The organism is Mesorhizobium sp. M0701 (genome assembly GCF_040320365.1).
Lineage (GTDB): Bacteria > Pseudomonadota > Alphaproteobacteria > Rhizobiales > Rhizobiaceae > Mesorhizobium.
In genome coordinates this window covers 18,671-35,932 of record NZ_JAMYPO010000041.1, presented here as the reverse complement: position 1 = coordinate 35,932, position 17,262 = coordinate 18,671, and the positions used below count along the sequence as shown (strand labels likewise).

12 protein-coding genes and 1 pseudogene are annotated in these 17,262 nt (G+C 63.2%); 10 read left to right on the top strand and 3 right to left on the bottom strand.

Annotated features, from left to right (window positions below; all coding sequences use genetic code 11):
- Positions 1-85: 85 nt before the first annotated feature.
- The 3 genes and pseudogenes from NKI24_RS28185 to NKI24_RS28175 form a co-directional block, all read left to right on the top strand.
- Positions 86-526 (top strand): hypothetical protein, encoded by a 441-nt coding sequence (locus NKI24_RS28185; RefSeq protein ID WP_352453168.1) that lies wholly within the window; start codon positions 86-88, stop codon positions 524-526.
- Between the two features lie 314 nt (positions 527-840).
- Positions 841-1,647 (top strand): class I SAM-dependent methyltransferase, encoded by an 807-nt coding sequence (locus NKI24_RS28180; protein WP_352750007.1) that lies wholly within the window; start codon positions 841-843, stop codon positions 1,645-1,647.
- A 257-nt stretch (positions 1,648-1,904) separates the two neighbouring features.
- Positions 1,905-2,702, top strand: a pseudogene (locus NKI24_RS28175) (DUF932 domain-containing protein); the annotation flags it as partial.
- Positions 2,703-3,461: 759 nt separating this feature from the next.
- On the opposite strand, the gene NKI24_RS28170 reads toward NKI24_RS28175, so the two are convergent.
- Positions 3,462-4,082, bottom strand: coding sequence for a DUF433 domain-containing protein (locus NKI24_RS28170; protein ID WP_352750006.1), 621 nt, complete (start codon positions 4,080-4,082; stop codon positions 3,462-3,464).
- A gap of 184 nt (positions 4,083-4,266) precedes the next feature.
- On the opposite strand from NKI24_RS28170, the gene NKI24_RS28165 reads away from it, so the two are divergent.
- The 4 genes from NKI24_RS28165 to NKI24_RS28150 all read left to right on the top strand — a co-directional run bounded on the left by NKI24_RS28165 (position 4,267) and on the right by NKI24_RS28150 (position 8,199).
- The gene (locus NKI24_RS28165; protein ID WP_352750005.1) at positions 4,267-6,411 is read left to right on the top strand and encodes a ParB/RepB/Spo0J family partition protein; all 2,145 of its coding nucleotides are present in this window, start codon (positions 4,267-4,269) and stop codon (positions 6,409-6,411) included.
- A 96-nt stretch (positions 6,412-6,507) separates the two neighbouring features.
- A complete protein-coding gene (locus NKI24_RS36040) occupies positions 6,508-6,957 on the top strand; it encodes a UCP036055 family protein (RefSeq protein WP_502901494.1) in 450 nt (149 codons plus the stop codon).
- An 84-nt stretch (positions 6,958-7,041) separates the two neighbouring features.
- A complete protein-coding gene (locus NKI24_RS28155; RefSeq protein WP_352750003.1) occupies positions 7,042-7,434 on the top strand; it encodes a hypothetical protein in 393 nt (130 codons plus the stop codon).
- Between the two features lie 132 nt (positions 7,435-7,566).
- On the top strand, positions 7,567-8,199 hold the full coding sequence (locus tag NKI24_RS28150; protein ID WP_352750002.1) for a DUF1419 domain-containing protein: 633 nt from the start codon (positions 7,567-7,569) through the stop codon (positions 8,197-8,199).
- Positions 8,200-8,616: 417 nt separating this feature from the next.
- On the opposite strand, the gene NKI24_RS28145 is transcribed toward NKI24_RS28150, so the two are convergent.
- Entirely contained in the window at positions 8,617-9,012 is a 396-nt protein-coding gene (locus tag NKI24_RS28145; RefSeq protein WP_352750001.1) for a hypothetical protein, read from the bottom strand.
- A 469-nt stretch (positions 9,013-9,481) separates the two neighbouring features.
- Here NKI24_RS28145 and NKI24_RS28140 point away from each other — a divergent pair, with 469 nt between their 5' ends.
- Entirely contained in the window at positions 9,482-10,165 is a 684-nt protein-coding gene (locus NKI24_RS28140) for a transposase (RefSeq protein WP_352750000.1), read from the top strand.
- 35 nt (positions 10,166-10,200) lie between these two features.
- Here NKI24_RS28140 and NKI24_RS28135 read toward each other — a convergent pair whose 3' ends face one another.
- Entirely contained in the window at positions 10,201-11,394 is a 1,194-nt protein-coding gene (locus NKI24_RS28135) for a DUF1173 domain-containing protein (RefSeq protein WP_352749999.1), read from the bottom strand.
- 184 nt (positions 11,395-11,578) lie between these two features.
- On the opposite strand from NKI24_RS28135, the gene NKI24_RS28130 reads away from it, so the two are divergent.
- Together NKI24_RS28130 and NKI24_RS28125 are read left to right on the top strand one after the other, a co-directional pair.
- Positions 11,579-16,117, top strand: coding sequence for a strawberry notch-like NTP hydrolase domain-containing protein (locus NKI24_RS28130; RefSeq protein WP_352749998.1), 4,539 nt, complete (start codon positions 11,579-11,581; stop codon positions 16,115-16,117).
- A 12-nt stretch (positions 16,118-16,129) separates the two neighbouring features.
- Positions 16,130-17,185, top strand: coding sequence for a DUF7146 domain-containing protein (locus NKI24_RS28125; RefSeq protein WP_352749997.1), 1,056 nt, complete (start codon positions 16,130-16,132; stop codon positions 17,183-17,185).
- The last annotated feature ends 77 nt before the right edge of the window (positions 17,186-17,262 follow it).

The window sequence follows — 17,262 nt, the reverse complement described above, 5'->3', positions numbered from 1 at the left end:
GCCTGTCGCCGCTGCAGCGCACGGCGATCCTGAAGGACAATGAGCGCAAGCGCCGTCTGATCGCTCCTCTCGTGGACGGTGATGCATGACCGCGCTTGGGCCGAAGAGCGAAGCCGCGCTGAGGGCGGCCGTGGAGCGGCTGCTCGACGGTCGCCCCGCCCGCACCGACGGGGCGCTGACCGTCGCCAACCTGGCGCGCGAGGCCGGCGTCAGCCGGGCGACGGCGAACCGGGCCGGCGCTCTTCTTGCCGAGTTCCGTGCCGCCGAAGCGCGCCACCGGAGATCCTCCCCCAGAGTCCTCAAGGAGCGCATTCGCGCCCTCGAAGCCGAGCTCCGCGCCGTGCGCGGCGCCGAGATGGCCGAGCTGCGGGCGCTGGCCCGCACGCTTGCGCAGCACATCCAGGTTCTGACGTTGCAGGTCGCCGAGCGCGATGCGGTGATCGACGGCCTGCGGGAGGAACTGGCTCGATCACCTGCGACCAGCGTTGTGCCGCTACGACGCCCGTCTCACGACAGCGTTGGCTGAGAGCCGCGCAGCTTCGTAACCGATCTGGCCCGGGCCGTCCATCATGGTCGGCGCTCCCACGCTCGCCCTCTCCGTCGAGGCAGGGGCTCGGGCTGTGGCTGCCGGCCCCTCAACCCTGTTCCGCACCAGCACCGAGAACAGGATGTGACGGGCCGGCTACCCGCCGTTCGACCTACGCGGATCGAACTGGTCAAACCGACCAAAGCGGGACCTCGGAGCACCCCGACGGGAAGGCCAGTGTGCGGTGTGACGGCGATACGCGGCTCGCATGACCGTGTTAAGGTCCATCCGTGATTGAGGAAGGATGGCAAGCCATGGAACCCGCACAACTACGATATAATTGGGCTGATTCCGACGTCTACGAGGCTTTCATGGGGCGCTGGAGCGAACATCTGGCAAGCCTATTTCTCGCCCATGTCAATGTCGCTCCGGGCGGTCGCGTACTCGATGTAGCCTGTGGGACAGGTGTGTTGACGAAAGCACTGGCCGAGGCGGGCGCGCATGTGATTGGTGTTGATGCATCGGAGGGATACTTGGAAGGAGCCCGCCTTCGTCGATCCCACCCCAATATCGCATATGAACACGGCGATGTTCGGCACATGCGGTTCGACAACAACGTATTCGATGCGGCCGTTTCCACGCTGGCCCTGGACGTTATCCCGGAAATTGAACAGGTAGTTGCCGAGATGAAGCGCGTGACCCGTCCGGGCGGCGTGGTCGCGTCCGCTGTTACTCAGTTCTTTGGTGGCATGCCCGCCTTCGACCTCGTCTATAACACCGGTGCTCTGCTTGATGCGGACGTCGCCAGGCTGAGATCCATGCGGGCGGGGCGACAGCAATTCTGGCCAAACGGTCAGGCGGCATTGTGGCGGAAGCTCGGCCTCGACGACGTGACGGAGGTTCCCGTTGTCGTGGATTGCGAGTATCAGTCCTTCGCGGATTATTGGGCTACGTTCACCGACGGCCCGGGCAGCGTCACAGCCATGTTGAAGGCACTTTCGGATGACGCCCGCGGTTCGATCGAGCAGCATGTTCGTGCCGGATATCTGGTTGACTTGCCCGATGGACCCCGGTCATTTCCCATGACGTTCCGTGTGGTGCGCGGCTTGGTCCCAGCCTGATCCTGGAGGGCATGCAATAAGGCCTGCGAAGGTCCGGTGGGGCCAAACTGCGACGTCTATCGAAACTAATTAGGTGAATGTCCGCTTCTGCATTCCGGTCGCTCAAGGCAGTCTGACTGCTCTCGGCCACGGCCGCTAGTTGTCGACTTGTGACTTATCTAATCTGTCTCATGCTGATCTACTGAGCAAAGATCCGGTGAATTCTCGGGATCCAGCGCCCCAAGAGCACCGCTGAGACAGGTTGATTGTTCAGATAACGCGCCGAGCAGATGAAGACCTTGGAAATCGAGAACGGACGCCTCGAGTTGCGGGCGGTAACAGGCCCCGACTACGGCAGAATATTTGACTCAGAACTGGTCGATGCCGTGCAGAAGATCGCCGGCAACGGTAGCGGCGACACGCGCTGGAAAGTGCCTGGCGTGCTCGACTGGTCGACGGGAATCTACAATCCGAACGTCGACATCTCCAACGACAGGACAACGCTCTATGCGTCCGACCGTGATGTCTTTGTCTTCCTCGTCGACGACCTGAATCCGATCGAAGCCGGCAAGCTGCCCGATGGCTCGCCCGACGTCTTTTTCAGGGGGATTTATTGCTGGAGCTCCGAAGTCGGCGCCCGAACGCTCGGAATCGCCAGCTTCTATCTACGTGCAGTTTGCCAGAATCCTTGTCTGTGGGGCGTGGAAAATTTCGAGGAAATCACCATCCGGCATTCCAAATATGCCGCCTCGCGTTTTGCCCTGGAAGCCGAACCAGCGCTGATCCAGTTCGCGGAGTCTTCGCCCATGCCGTTCGTCAATGGCATCAAGGCTTCGCGGGAGCGGATCGTCGCTCGCGACGATGAAGATCGCCAGAGCTTCCTGCGCAAGCGCGGATTCTCCAAGGCGGAGACCACCAGGATCATCGATGCCGTGCTTTCGGAGGAAGGGCACCCGCCCGCCTCGATTTTCGACTTCGTGCAGGGCATTACGCGGGTAGCGCGCGACAAGCCGCATCAGGATGTTCGCCTGGAGATGGAGGGCAAGGCCAAGAAGCTGCTCGATCTAGCAGCATGATACCGCAATGCTGCGCGAGGAGTATGAACGTCACTGGGCTACTGAGGCTGCCAGTGTCCGAACATGTGCATCGCTGCGGCGCGCAGCACACGGCCTGCGCTGCCGGTCTGGCAAACACATCTCTCAGGTCTAGTTGTGCGCCGCACAAAATCGCAATGCTGCTATGCACAATTAATGCTTCTCGGCTGCGCGGAAGGGAGTAGCCTGTCGGTATCGAGTTTCGTCCGGGTCACCTCCTCCCGACCTTGGCGATCAGGGACGGCATTTATTCCTCCCGAATGCTGTCGTCCAAATCAAGCCCGCCGCACCTCCTCCCGCGGCGGGCTTTTTCGTTATGCGAGCGGCGGCTTCTGGCAGCCCGATTGCAGGAAACGAATTCGGAGGTCCGTCAGTCGGGTAGGTTGAACCGTTCGATGGTGATGGTACGCGCGACATCCACCGTAATCTCCAGCACTTCGTTTCATGCCTCCTCCCCACCGAGGTCCGAAAGGGCGAGATGAAAGAGCCTGTGCTGGAGATCGAGGCTCATCAGGCCAGGGCGGTGTTGAAGGCGACCAGCCCGACATGCAGCTCCTCGCGGCGATAGAGGCCACGAAAGTCGGTCGTGTTGTGGGTGACGAGCACATAGCCGTCATCGACGCCGGGTCACCATATGGTCCTTGGCGGAGGCCCAGCCAGCGCACATGGCTCACTCGGGAAAACCCCGTTCGCGCGCCAGCTTCGCAAGCTCTGGGCTCAGGCATTCGTCGATCAGGAATGTCACGAAACGGCCGGCAGATCGTCGAGACGGATTGTGCGTGTCGACTTCGCCGCCGTGCTGCGCCACGCTGGCTTGACCGGCGGACGGCCACGCCGCGGATAGGCGAGCGCATAGTCGGCCGCGAGCCCAATCTGGTCGAGAGTCAGTTGCGGATAGGCGGCACGGATCGTCTCGGGCGTATCGCCATTGGCGAGCATGTCGGCAATGTCATGAACAAGCACGCGTGTTCCCACAAAGGCCGGCTGACCGCTAAGTACCGCTGGATCGCGCGCCACCATGGCCTTGGCTTTCCTCAACCGGCTGAGGCCGGTCCTTACCCCGGCAGTGATCGGCTTCAGGTCGACCTTAAGCGGATCGGCCGCGACTACGGGCGCAGCATCATCGGCAATGGCGTGCTCAACGATCCGCCGCCGCCCGGCAGGCGTCAGCGTCTCCGCCGTCAGCCAGGCGAGGCGTAGGCCGACGAGACCCGCTCCGATGATGACGCGGCTGCCGCGGCGTGTCTCGACACGGCCGCGTAGCAATCCGGCATCGATGATGCGATGCACCTGCTTGAGCGGCACCTGCGTTACCGCCGCCGCCTCATTGGCGGTGAGCACTTCGGTACTCAACCCCGGCATGACAATAATCCTTCCACGTTCATGGAAGACATATAGTCACTCTGCCGTCTGCAGTCCAGCGAAGCTTTGCGGCAGGCGGCCGGCGCCGGCGCGAGGCCTGGAGGCAGAGGGGGGAGGGGAGATTCCTGACGGGCTTGGAGGTTCGGGGAGAGGCCCCGGGCCGCCCGTCATGGAGAACCTGACCATGGCAAAGAACGCCATTCAGAAGATCGCGATGAACGCCGCGGAGAATATTCCCTATGACAAGCTAATGCTGTCGCAAAAGAATGTTCGGCGCATCAAGGACGGCGTGTCGATCGAGCAGCTGGCCGAAGACATCGGACGGCGAAAGCTCATCCAGAGCCTGAACGTCCGTCCCGTGCTCGACGGCGAGGGCGAGGAGACCGGCATGTTTGAGGTGCCCGCCGGCGGCCGTCGCTATCTCGCGCTCGGCATCCTCATCAAGCAGAAGCGCCTGGCGAAGAACGAGCCGATCCCTTGCATCGTCAACCGTAAGCAGGAGACCTCGGCCGAAGAGGATTCGCTTGCCGAAAACCTGCGGCGCGCCGACCTGCACCCGCTCGACCAGTTCCGGGCCTTCAAGACGCTCAGCGATCAGGGCCTCGATCCGGAGGAGATTGGCGCCCGCTTCTTCGTATCGCCTGCGACGGTGAGGCAGCGCCTGCGGCTGGCATCGGTGTCGCCGAGGCTTCTCGGTCTCTACGAGAAGGACGAAATCCGGCTTGAGCAGATCATGGCGTTTTCGATCTCGGACGATCATGCACGTCAGGAGCAGGTCTGGGAACGGATTGCCAGCTCGCACATGCAGGAACCCTATTACATCAGGCGCCTGCTGACGGAGACCACGGTCCGAGCCGATGATCGCCGGGCCGTCTATGTCGGCGCCGAAACCTATGAAGCGGCTGGCGGCGTCATCCTTCGCGACCTGTTCGAGCAGGATGCCGGCGGTTGGTTCCAGGATGCCGCACTTCTTGAGCAGCTCGTCTTCGACAGGCTGAAGGTGGATGCCGAGGCGATCCGCGCCGAAGGCTGGAAATGGGTCGAGGCGGCGATCAGCTTTCCCTATGGCCATACCTCCGGCATGCGGCGCATCTATGCCGAGCCGCAGGAGCTCAGCGCCGAGGAGATCGAACGCTACGACGCGCTCAAGGCCGAATACGACAAGCTGGATGCGGACTATGCCCAGGCCGAGGATGCCGACGAAGCAGCCGAGGCGAAGCTCGACCAGCTGGGCGCCGAGCTCGATGCGATCGATGATCGTCCTCAAAGCTACCATCTCGCCCAGAAGGCCATTGCCGGTGTGTTCGTTACCCTTGCCGCGGACGGCAAGCTTCAGCTCGACGCCGGTTTCGTGCGGTCCCAGGACGAGCCGCGGACCGAAACCGGCAACGTCGATGAGGGCGAGGAAGGGGACGCCGACGGCGGAACCCGATCCAATGGCGACGACGATGGCGTTGGAGTTGTCGTCAACGGCAGGCCGGTGAATGACAGCGCTAGTGACGACGGCGAGGACGATGGCATCAAGCCGCTGCCTGATCGGCTCGTCTTCGACCTGACCGCGCAGCGGACGCTGGCACTGCGCAACGCGCTCGCCGGTGACGTCGAGATCGCCATCGTCGCCGCACTCCATGCCTTCGTCCTGCAGGTCTTCTATCGCTTCGCGCCGGACACGTGTCTTGAGATCAGTCTGAAGAGCGGCAGCTTCAGCCAGGTCGACGGTCTTGCCGAGACGTCCTGGGCAAAGGAGATCGCCGAGCGGCACGAAGCCTGGGACCGCGATTTGCCCGATGAGGCGGATGGCCTGTGGAACTTCCTTCTCGGCCTCGACGAAGCAAGCCGCAAGGCGCTGTTCGCGCACTGCGTCTCGCTGACCCTCAATGCGGTGGTCGAACCCTGGAACAGGCGACCGAAGGCGCTCGAGCATGCAGACGTCCTTGGCCGCTCGCTCCAGTTCGACATGGTCGACGCCGGCTGGACGCCTACGGTCGAGTTCCTCGGGCGGCTCACCAAGGCGCGGATTCTACAGGCTGTCCGTGAAGCTCGTGGCGCGGACTCCGCGCAGCTGATCGAGCACATGAAGAAGGACATCATGGCCCGTGAAGCCGCGCGTCTTCTCGAAGGATCGAACTGGCTGCCCGAGCCGCTGCGCCTCGATGAAGTGGCTACCGCTGCTGGTGACGCGGTCGCCGGCGATATGTCGGACGAGGCGGCTCGCGACCGCGATGCCGCCGAGCTGCCGGCCTTTCTCGCCGACGATGCGGATCCGTCCTCCGATGAGCCGGTGACCATCGACGGCGACGATGCGGACCACCTCCAGGCCGCCGAATAATCGGCCTCACGCTCGCACCGGGCCCGGTACTCCCGCCGGGCCCTTTCTCATTTTCCGACATGGAGAAACCCGCATGTCCGCACATATCGTGTACGAATCCGCTCCTCTGGGGAGCGTTATCCGATACAGCGACGGCGCCGCGAACCGCCGGCTCGCTTCACCAAGAAACTCGCTGCGTGGGAGAGTCGCAACGGCGTCGGTCGCCTGGTCAAAAAGGAACCGCCGCGCGAGCGCGCGACCTATAGCTCGCCCGCCTACTTCACCCTGCATGAGGGCGATTTCGGGCAGGGCGGCATCATCGTCTCGGTCAGGCGCACTTGGTCCGTCGAGAGTGACCTGCGTTTCGAGATCGTCGAGCGCCCCACGACCGGCATGGTTCGCGTCCTGCAAGAACTCGGCGACAGCCCGGAACTGCTCTATTTAGCCAAGGATCGCGAGGCGGCCGAACGCTGGCTCGCCAGCAATTCGTACAGCCGAGCCTATCTCGAAGAGGTCTCCGCCGATGAGGTCGGCGCCGACGTCGTTGAGGGCCGCACGGCCGCCTGACCGTTTCACCATTTAACCCACCCGATCACGGCCCCGGGATCGCGCGAGCGATCGCGGGCCCGTTCCATTTCATTGGAGATCGACATGTTCGACTGGAACAGAAGCTGCTCCTATGACGAGCAGCAGAAGAGACGTTTTCACACGATAGCCCGTTCACGGCTCAAGAAACTCGCTGCCCAACTAAACCTGCCGCAGGGAAGCTTTGACCTGCGCTCGAACAAGGCGGGCATAGCCGTTTCCGGTGAAATTACCCTGCACCATCACCGCGCCTACATCCAGGTCGGCCAGTTCGGTTTGTCCTCAGGTCACGGCATCCTGATCCGCACCTGCAAGGGCCGCAAGGACTATACCTGCGGGGCCAACCACTTCGTTGCGCTCGACATGCTCGACGACATCCCGGCGCTCGCCGCCGCCGTCCGTGCCGTCACTGGGGTTGGTCGAGGCGCTTCGCCTTCCTCCGAGCAACGCGCCGCCTGAAGCCTGCAAACCCCATCATCGCCGGCGCACGCGCCGGCCGCAGGCTCGGCCAGTCGACAGCCACAACATCACCAAGCAGTTGCGACGAGCGGTTCATGCCGCGCGTGGCCGACCTGCGTTCAGGAGAACCCCATGACCGCACATCCACCCTTCAGGAAGGTGCTCGACGGCGTCGCCACCCGCGAGCAGATGTTCCAACTGTTCAGCCGACACAAAGACACTCCCGGCATCGATCTTCTTTCCGGCACTCCCTATTCAGGCGAATGGTTTGAGATCGAAGCGACCCAATTTCACTTCATGCTCGATTTGCTGCCGCCGCTCTTCATGCGCACCGGCATGTTCGGCATCTCGGAGTTCAAGGCTGGCAACGTGACCAGCGTATTCTTCGCGATCCGGATCCGGGGCCGCGAACGCTGGTTCCATGGCTTTTGCGACCTCACGGATCGGCAGTCGCCAGACAAGATGCGCGCCGCCATCATCGCCCACGAGACCGGCGCGAGCGACAGCATGACCCGCGCGGAGAAGCTCGAGGCGATCTGGAACATGACCCCTGTCGAACTCAGGGACATCGCCCGCAATGCAAATCCCGGAACCGGGTGGGCCGAACATCGCGGCAAACGCACGATTCTCATTAACGCCGGAAAGCATGATGCTGTCTTCAAGCTGCTCGATGATCTGTCGGATCTCGAGATTGACGAACTCCTGTCCTCCGCCCGATCAAGCCGGAACTCAAAGAAGGGAGGCGACGATAAAGGTTGTCCCTGAGAGTTGCCGCTCGGAAGCGAAACGTCCCTATTAGCACGGTCCGCCTACTCCGCTGAAATGAGGCGCGTCGGATAGGCTATGCGGCGCGATGTCTATCGAGGAGGCGTACTATCGGACGCCGACGGGCGAGACGCTCTCGCACATTACGATCGCTTGCACGCAGCCCTATCGCTTTCCAAGATACCTGACGGCAACCGACATTGCTCGATCAGTGCGTCGCCGCCGGCCGGCGCATTTTCACGGTATTTAAGGCCAGCACCGACCAGGTGCTCGTAGTCCAGCGAGCCACCTATCAGGGTCAGACTTCAAGTCGGATGATCCTTGTCACCTGATCACCGTGGGTAATCGCCCTTAGCGAAGCCGTGTGGCCGACTGGTTCGACGATATGATCGGCCAATCGCCGAACAAAACTTCGGATCAGGACCTGCCGCGCAGGATATATCCGGCATTGCGTAAGGCGCCGATGAAGAGACTGGCCGGGCCGGCGATACTCGTCCTGGCCTGCATCGGTAGCGGCAGAGTGTTCCAGTCTTCCAAGGGAGCGATAAAGCTGGAGAAAGTGCCATTGACCATGCAATGGCTGATCGCCGAGCCCTGCTTGTCTAGCGCCAGAATGCCTGTCCGGTTGCTTGGATATCGGACGGCGGCGATCCGCTGCATTTCCAAGTCGCCATCGATGCGCAAATCAAAAAGCAGTACGCCGTGGCTTCTGATGGCAATTTCTGCGACTTTTTCCGTGAATCCAAGAGGAAGCGCACGGACGCTTTCGACCGCCATCCCGAAAACAATCGCGTCCAGCTCATCCGCCGCCATGAGAAGATTTGCTCCCAAGAAAATCAGGATTGCAATCGATGCAGTCGGTTGTGCACAGTCATCGGATGCGGACGGCTGTTAGTCCCTTGTACGTTTGCCCGGCGGCAACGAATGACGGCGTAGGCGGCGCTCGATGCAGGGGGGTTCTTTACCGAACCTGGAGCATGCGAGCCTCGTCAGCATGTCGAAATTTGCCAGCTGCCGGTGGATCGAGCGAAGTGGCGCCTGTGGATGGCGGGCATGGATAGGCTCTGAAGGTCGCGTCAAATGAGACCTCGGCTCGCAATAGACCGTTTGCGTCCCGGTGATCGAGCCAGTCCCCGAGGTCAGGGAAACCTCGCTTGCTCGTCGCTGGCCTTCTCCGATAAAGCTCGGCAAGAGCGATAAGATGCCTAGACTAGGCGCAGAATACTCGCTGACGCGAAACAGCGACTTGGCTGCAAGTCGTCCTCACATCAAGGAAGGGACTATGAAGCGCCAGATCCGGCCATTTATCGTGGAAGTCAAACAGAAGCGCGGCAAGCAAAAGCCAAGCCATTCGATCTGGGGTGCTCTCGACCTGTCCAAAATTGTCACCGAGATGACGCAGCTGTCTGATGGTGCTCAGTTGCCAGGTTCTGAGCTCATTGACTCCAGTATAAGACCCATCGACGCTGATGACGGTGACAATCCACAAGCGGAGCATATCATGGCCGATTCTCAGGAAGCTCAAACGGTTCAGACAACAGTGGCACCAGCCAAAGTGGAAGCCCCTGAAGCGAAGAAGAAAGTTCCGCGAGCAAGGAAAGCGAAGGCAGAGCTCGCCAAGCCGACCCGCAAGAACGGGGCGAGACCAGGGCCTCAGCCGGCTGAACCTGCGGTGGCGGTGCGGACCGCCCGGAAGACCTATTCTGAGAAGGAACGCGCCCAGAAGCTTGCCCAGATCGAGAAGTCGATCGCTGGGGGTGCGACCAGCAAGAGTGCGGTCAGCCAAGCCGGCATTTCGGAGCAGACCTATTATCAGTGGAAGAAGGTTGCAGCGCCAGCCGCAGATAGCGGCGATCTGAAGGACCTGCTCGCGCTCGAGGAAGAAAACAAGCGCCTTAAGAACCTGCTTGCTGACCGTCTGCGCAAGGAAAATGCCGAGCTCAAGAAGAAGCTGGGCCTGGGGTAAGACATACTGAGCCTCGTCGGAAATTCCGCCGACGCTCAGAGCGGCAACGGCGGCATTTCCCCGTCACCGACCCGCCAGGTCCACGCACCCATCTCCGGCCGGTTCGCGAGCATCTCCTGCAACGAAGCCTCGAACGCTTCGTCTGCGCCGGCCGGGACGACAAAGAGTGCGGTCGGCTGCTGCCTGTCCTGGAGCAAAGCGTTGGCGATCGGCTGGTCGGTTTGCAGGTCATAGCGCAATCCCTTCACGCTCTTCTCGCGAAGGCGGGCGAGCGCGTCAACGAGCCGCTTTTCCGGAACCGTCTCGAAAGGGATCCAGTTCTCGGATACCACCATCAACGCGACCTCCTCGACAATAGCGAGGCCGGCCGCGTTCAGTCCGAAGGTCGCGATCACTATCAGATGTGAGCTGGAATCTGCTCCCCACAGCGACAATTCTTTCTCGAAACGTGCCTGCAAACGCCGATGCAATGCATCGTCGATGACAAAGGGAAAGCCCGGCAGATGTCTGACGACAAGTTTCCGACCGGATCGGGCGGGCATGATTTCCTTCACCTCGCCGACCAGAACCAGTAGCTTTCGTGGGCCGGATTTTGGCGGGAGCGCCGTGCCGAGAACCGCGTTGCGACGTTGTTCTATCGCTTCCTTGTTCTCGGAGCGAAACGGCTCGGGCACAAACAGGATATCCGCGAGCGGTCCGCCCCTCACCGTCATTTGCCCGGCAGCCTCAAGCAGATGCCAGCGGACATTCCACCAATGGCGCTTGCCAGCCCAGCGGGATGTCCAGACCGTCAATTCGGCCTCGTGCCACAGATAATGGAGGAGGCCACGCAGCGACATCCTCCTGGGGTCTCCGGTTACACTGGCGGAGCTCTCGCCAGCAGGCGCGGACGCTGCCCGGCTCCCCGTCTTCGACAGTCTGAAATCGAGTTTCAAAGCCGCCAAGCCGCTTTGCGGATCGAGCTGTATCGCGCTGCCCATCAAGGCGCCCAGGCCGGACAGCTCGTAAGGCGATTCATATGAATCACAGAATGGATCATGCCCGCCGCCGCTCAGCGGCATGCGCTTGATCAGGTGAAGGTCGCCGATGCGGGCGATGTACATCGGGCAGCCCGGCTCGCGGCACAGGCATAGCGGACGCTCGGTGCGGGCATAGGCGTTCGCCAGCGCCGCCTGCAGGTCAGGCGCTCCCTCCTCGTAGACCTCACTGCCAATTCTGAACCGTCGCATCACCTCCGCAGCTCCAGGTCGCCGCCGCATCCCTGTCCGCGCATTCAAGTCATGGCTTTGCGCAGAGCGCAACCCGTTTGGTGCATCGCGCCAGAGGCAAAGGGGAGCCGGAAGGAGTGCGGCCCGGCTGGCGCGGAGAGAGTGCCGGCGCGGGCGCCACTCCCCTCTTGCGAAGGACATCTCCATGAACATTGTTTCGACCACATCTGCCGTTGCCCGGACGGCCGCTCCCCTCGGCGCGCCGACGCACGCCCCCATCAACAACGCCCAGGCGATCTATCAGGCGGCAATGCGGCTTGTGCCGTTCCTCGAGCAGGGCAAGCCTGTCACCGCCGCCGCACTGCGCACCACCATGACGACAAGTTTTGGCGGCAGCGATGCGCAAGGGTGCTGGGTCTGGAAGGACGCCTATGAGGCCCTCGAAGTCGCCCAGGTTCTGTTTCTGCGCCGGTTCGGCCCCGCGATCCTGTCCCGGTCCGCCACGCCGCGGGCAAGGCTAGCGATGATAAAGCGCATCGCCGACCTTCTTCCAACCCATACGCGACGCTCCGACGAGAGCCAGGCCATGCAGCAGCTCTCCACGCCCTTGCCGCTGGCCTTCGTAACGGCGCACGCCGCGGCAATCGCATCTTGCGACCTCGTTCTCGAACCGTCGGCCGGCACCGGTCTGCTTGCCGTCCATGCCGAGATAAGCCGGGCATCGCTCACCCTCAACGAGCTTGCCGCAACGCGGGCCGATCTCCTCGGCCTGCTGTTTCCACGGTTCCCCGTCTCGCGGCACGACGCCGCCCATATCGACGATCATCTCGACGCGGCCATGGAGCCGTCCGTCGTGCTGATGAATCCGCCATTCACCGTCGGCGCCTATGTCGACGGACATGTCGCCGACGCGGCATGGCGACACCTCTCCTCCGCATTCGCGCGGCTGTGTCCGGGCGGACGCCTCGTTGCCATCACCGGCACCGGGCTGTCTCCCGAAAACCCCAAATGGCGGCCCGCCTTCCAGCGGCTGCAGCAGCAAGGCACCGTCGTCTTCACTGTGGCGATCGACGGCCGCGTCTATGCCCGCCACGGAACCACCGCCGAAACCCGCCTGACGATCATCGACAAGGTGCCGGCCACTGACCCGACCGGCTTCGTCCGGTCACCGGGCAAGGCCGCTGACGTCGAAACGCTGCTCTCCTGGATCACGGATCTGCCGCCCCGGACACCGGGCGGCTTTCCGGGCTCGATCGGCGCTCTTTCGCACGGGATCCTGCGGAACGCAGCAGCGCACATGGCCGGTCGGTCCGCGGCGAGAGCCGTACCCGCGACCGCAGCACCGACTGCTCCAAAGTCTGGCCGGCCAGTCCATCTGATTGCCCGGGCAAAGCCCACCCGCCCAATCGTGGCAAGCAGCACCCCTACTGTCCCCCTCGCTTACGTGCTGCGCGACTGGATGCCGGAGGAGAGCGGCCGGCTCACCGACACGATCTACGAACCCTATGCGCTCCAGTCGATCGACATTCCCCGCGCAAAACCGCATCCGACGCCGCTCGTACAATCGGCCGCAATGGCCGCCGTCGCGCCGCCAAAGCCTTCCTATCGGCCGCCTCTTCCTGATGCGATCATCGACGAGGGCCTGCTGTCAGACGCCCAGCTCGAAAGTGTCATCTATGCCGGCGAGGCTCATTCCGGCCATCTCACCGGCGCCTGGACGGTTGACGAGACCTGCGATGTCGTCTCCGCCGCGCCAGAAGGTGCTGAGAACGCGGTCCGCTTCCGCCGTGGATGGTTTTTGGGTGACGGAACCGGCTGCGGCAAGGGACGGCAGGTCGCCGGCATCATCCTCGACAATTGGCTACAGGGCCGCCGCCGTGCGATCTGGATTTCCAAGTCGGACAAATTGCTTGAAGACGCCCAGCGCGATTGGGCAGCACTCGGCCAGGAAAAACTTCTCGTCCAGCCACTCTCACGCTATCGGCAGGGCACACCGATCCGACTCGCCGAAGGCATCCTGTTCACGACCTACGCAACCCTGCGCTCGCAGGAACGGCAGGGCAAGAAATCCCGGATCGCTCAGATCCTCGACTGGGTCGGACAAGAGGCGAGGAGGGACGAAGGCCCGACGGGGATTAAAGAAAGCCAGACAGGGATTGGAGAAAACCCGTCGGGGGCCAAAAAATCTTTCGATGGCGTCATCGTCTTCGACGAGGCCCACGCCATGGCCAATGCCGCTGGCGGCAGAAGCGAGCGTGGCGATATCGCTCCGTCGCAGCAGGGCAGGGCCGGACTGCGGCTGCAGCACGCGCTGCCCGACGCGCGTGTCGTCTACGTCTCCGCGACCGGTGCCACCGCCGTCGAGAACCTGGCCTATGCGCAACGTCTCGGCATCTGGGGCAGCGAGGATTTTCCATTCGCCAACCGAGCCGAATTCGTCGCCGCGATCGAGGATGGCGGTGTCGCGGCGATGGAAGTGCTCGCCCGCGATCTCAAGTCGCTCGGCCTCTATACGGCGCGTTCGCTCTCCTATGACGGTGTCGAATACGACCTGCTCGAGCACGCGCTGACCGACGAACAGATCCGCATCTACAACGCCTATGCGGACGCCTTCCAGGTCATTCACAACAACCTGACCGCCGCACTCGAGGCGACCAACATCACCAATGAGTCCGGCACGCTAAACCGCAACGCCAAATCGGCGGCGCGCTCAGCCTTTGAAAGTACCAAGCAACGTTTTTTCTCGCATTTGATCACCTCGATGATGACGCCGACGCTGATCGGCGCGATCGAGCAGGACCGTGTCGACGGGCATGCGGCAGTCGTGCAGATCGTCTCGACCGGCGAGGCGCTGATGGAACGGCGGCTTGCCGAGATCCCCACCGAGGATTGGTCTGACCTGCATGTCGACGTCACGCCGCGCGAGTACGTCGGCGGGTACTTGATGCATTCCTTCCCAACCCAGTTGTTCGAGGAATATTCGGACGCCGAAGGCAACCTCTATTCGCGGCCTGTCCACGACGAAGATGGCAACCCGGTTCAATGCCGGGAGGCTGTTCGCCGGCGCGACGAGATGGTTGAAAAACTCGCATCGCTGCCGCCGGTCGGCAGCGCCCTCGACCAGATCATCCATCACTTTGGCACCGACACCGTCGCCGAGGTGACCGGCCGCTCGCGCCGCATCGTGAAGAAGACCGGCCGCGACGGCATCGATCGGCTGGCCGTGGAAAACCGCCCTGGCTCGGCCAATCTGGCCGAGACCCAGAGTTTTATGGATGACGACAAGAGCGTGCTGATCTTTTCGGACGCCGGCGGTACCGGCCGTTCGTATCACGCCGATCTCGGGGTCAGGAACCAGAGGCTGCGCAAGCATTATCTGCTCGAGGCCGGCTGGCGCGCCGACAACGCCATCCAGGGTCTCGGACGGACCCACCGCACAAATCAGAAGCAACCGCCGTTGTTCCGACCCATGGCCGCGAACGTGAAAGCCGGCAAGCGCTTCCTGTCGACGATCGCACGACGGCTCGACACGCTGGGCGCGATCACGCGCGGTCAGCGCCAGACCGGCGGGGCAGGGCTGTTCCGTGCCGAGGACAATCTCGAAAGCCCCTACGCGCGGGCCGCACTTCGCCAATTCTACATGCTGCTCCATCAGGGCAAGATCGAGGGCTGCTCGCTCACGACTTTCGAGACCGTGACCGGGCTGTCGCTGACGACTGACGAGGGCGGGCTGCGCGACGAACTGCCGCCGATCACGACCTGGCTCAATCGCCTGCTTGCGTTGCGCATCGAAACCCAGAATCTGGTGTTCGAGGTGTTCGAGCAGTTGATGGCGGGAAGAATAGAAGGCGCCATCGCCGCCGGCAATTATGACAAGGGTCTGGAGACGATCACCGCGGAGAGCATCGTCGTCACCGATCGCCGCGCCGTCTACTCGCACCCGGTCTCGGGCGCGCAGTCGCATGTGCTGACCGTCGCGCGCAAGGACCGTAGCCGGCCGCTCGGCCTCGTCGACGCGCTGGCCATCGTACGGGCGGAGCCCCAATCGGCTCTGCTGGTCAACACACGTTCGAGCCGCGCGGCAATACAGCTGCCGACCGCGAGCCTGATGCTCGACCACGGAACCGTCGAGCATCGCGCGCGCCTGCTGCGGCCGACCGACGAACTGCGCTTCGGCCTCGGCGCCCTTGCCGAAACCCACTGGCAGCCGGCCGACCGGAAACTGTTCTGCGAGCTTTGGCAGGCAGAAGTCGCCGCTGTCCCGGAGTTCACCACCAGCACCTTTCACATCGTGACGGGTCTGCTGTTGCCGATCTGGCGTCGGCTGCCGGACGGCGACTGTCGAGTCTATCGAATCCAGACCGATGCCGGGGAGCGCATCATCGGCCGCCACATCGCGCCGACGCTGGTCGCGACCATGTTCCGCAATCTGGGTCTCGACGATGTGCCGAGGCTGGCGCCGGAAGATGCCTGGACCGGGCTCGCCGACGGACGGATTGGACTGCAACTCGCCGATGGCCTGATCCTGCGCCGCAGTCGGATCATGAACGACTACCGTGTCGAATTGATCGGCTTCACCGACGCGATGGTCCCTCGGCTGAAGGCGCTGGGACTGATCTCCGAGATCATCTCCTGGAAGCTCCGGCTGTTCATCCCGACGACCGCGCAAGGGTCCGCCATCCTCGCCGCGCTCCTCGACCGCCATACGCTGGTTGGTGTCACCGACCGTACCTCGGCGGCTTGAGGGGAGGCGATCATGACGGGCTCGGCCTCCGAGCTGGCACGCCGCCTTGGCGAACACGCCGAGGCGGTGTGCCGGGAATATCTCTCCAACGGCCATCGCTCCGGCAATTACTGGATGGTCGGCGATGTCCACAACACGCGCGGCCGTTCCATGCATGTGCGGCTGAGGGCAAACGCCAAGGGCCCGGCGGGTAGGTGGGTCGACGAGGCGACGTCTGAATTTGGCGATCTGCTCGATGTCATCCGTGAAGGTTGCGGCCTCGTCGACTTCCGTGACATCGCGGATGAAGCACGTCGCTTCCTCTCCATGCCGCTGCCACCGCCCCAGCCCCAACCTCAGCCCCTTGGCGCGCAGTGCCAGCCAGCCGCGAAACGCGGCTCCCCTGAGGCCGCGCGTCGTCTGTTCGCCATGTCCCAGCCGATCGCCGGCACGCTGGCCGAACGCTATCTTGCCGGCCGCGGCATTCTGCTTTCGACGCACGAGCGCGCGCTGCGCTTCCATCCCGGCTGCTACCATAGGAATCTCGTAACGGGCGAGACGCAGACCCTGCCTGCGCTGATTGCTGCTGTCACCAACCTCGACGGGCGTATCACCGGCCTGCAACGGACTTGGCTTGATCCTTCGGGTCACGGCAAGGCGCAACTCGCGGATCCACGCCGCTCGCTGGGGGATATCCTTGGCAACGGCATCTGGCTAGGCCATGAGCCCGGCATGCCCGTCCCGGTCATGGCGGCCGGCGAGGGCTTCGAGACGATGGCTTCGCTTAAGGTGGTGATACCGGCGCTGCCTGTGGCGGCCGCCACCTCGGCCAATCACCTCGCCGGCCTGAGGCTTCCGCTTGGCTGCCGCCGCCTCTACATCGCAGCCGATGCCGACGCTGCCGGCCGGCACGGCATCGAACGCCTCAGCCAACGCGCAGGCGAGGCCGGGATCCTCGCCCTGGTGTTGCGGCCGCAGCTCGGCGACTTCAACGACGATCTGCGCCATCTCGGCCCGGCCCATCTCGCGGCATGGCTCAGCGATCAGCTCGTCCCGGAGGATGTCCGTCTCTTCCTGCCGCCCGGATGAACGGGTCGGGGCCGGCACGCGCGGGCCGACGCGGCGCCGCCGGATGGCCTGCAGGCATGGCGGCGGTCACCGGAGAG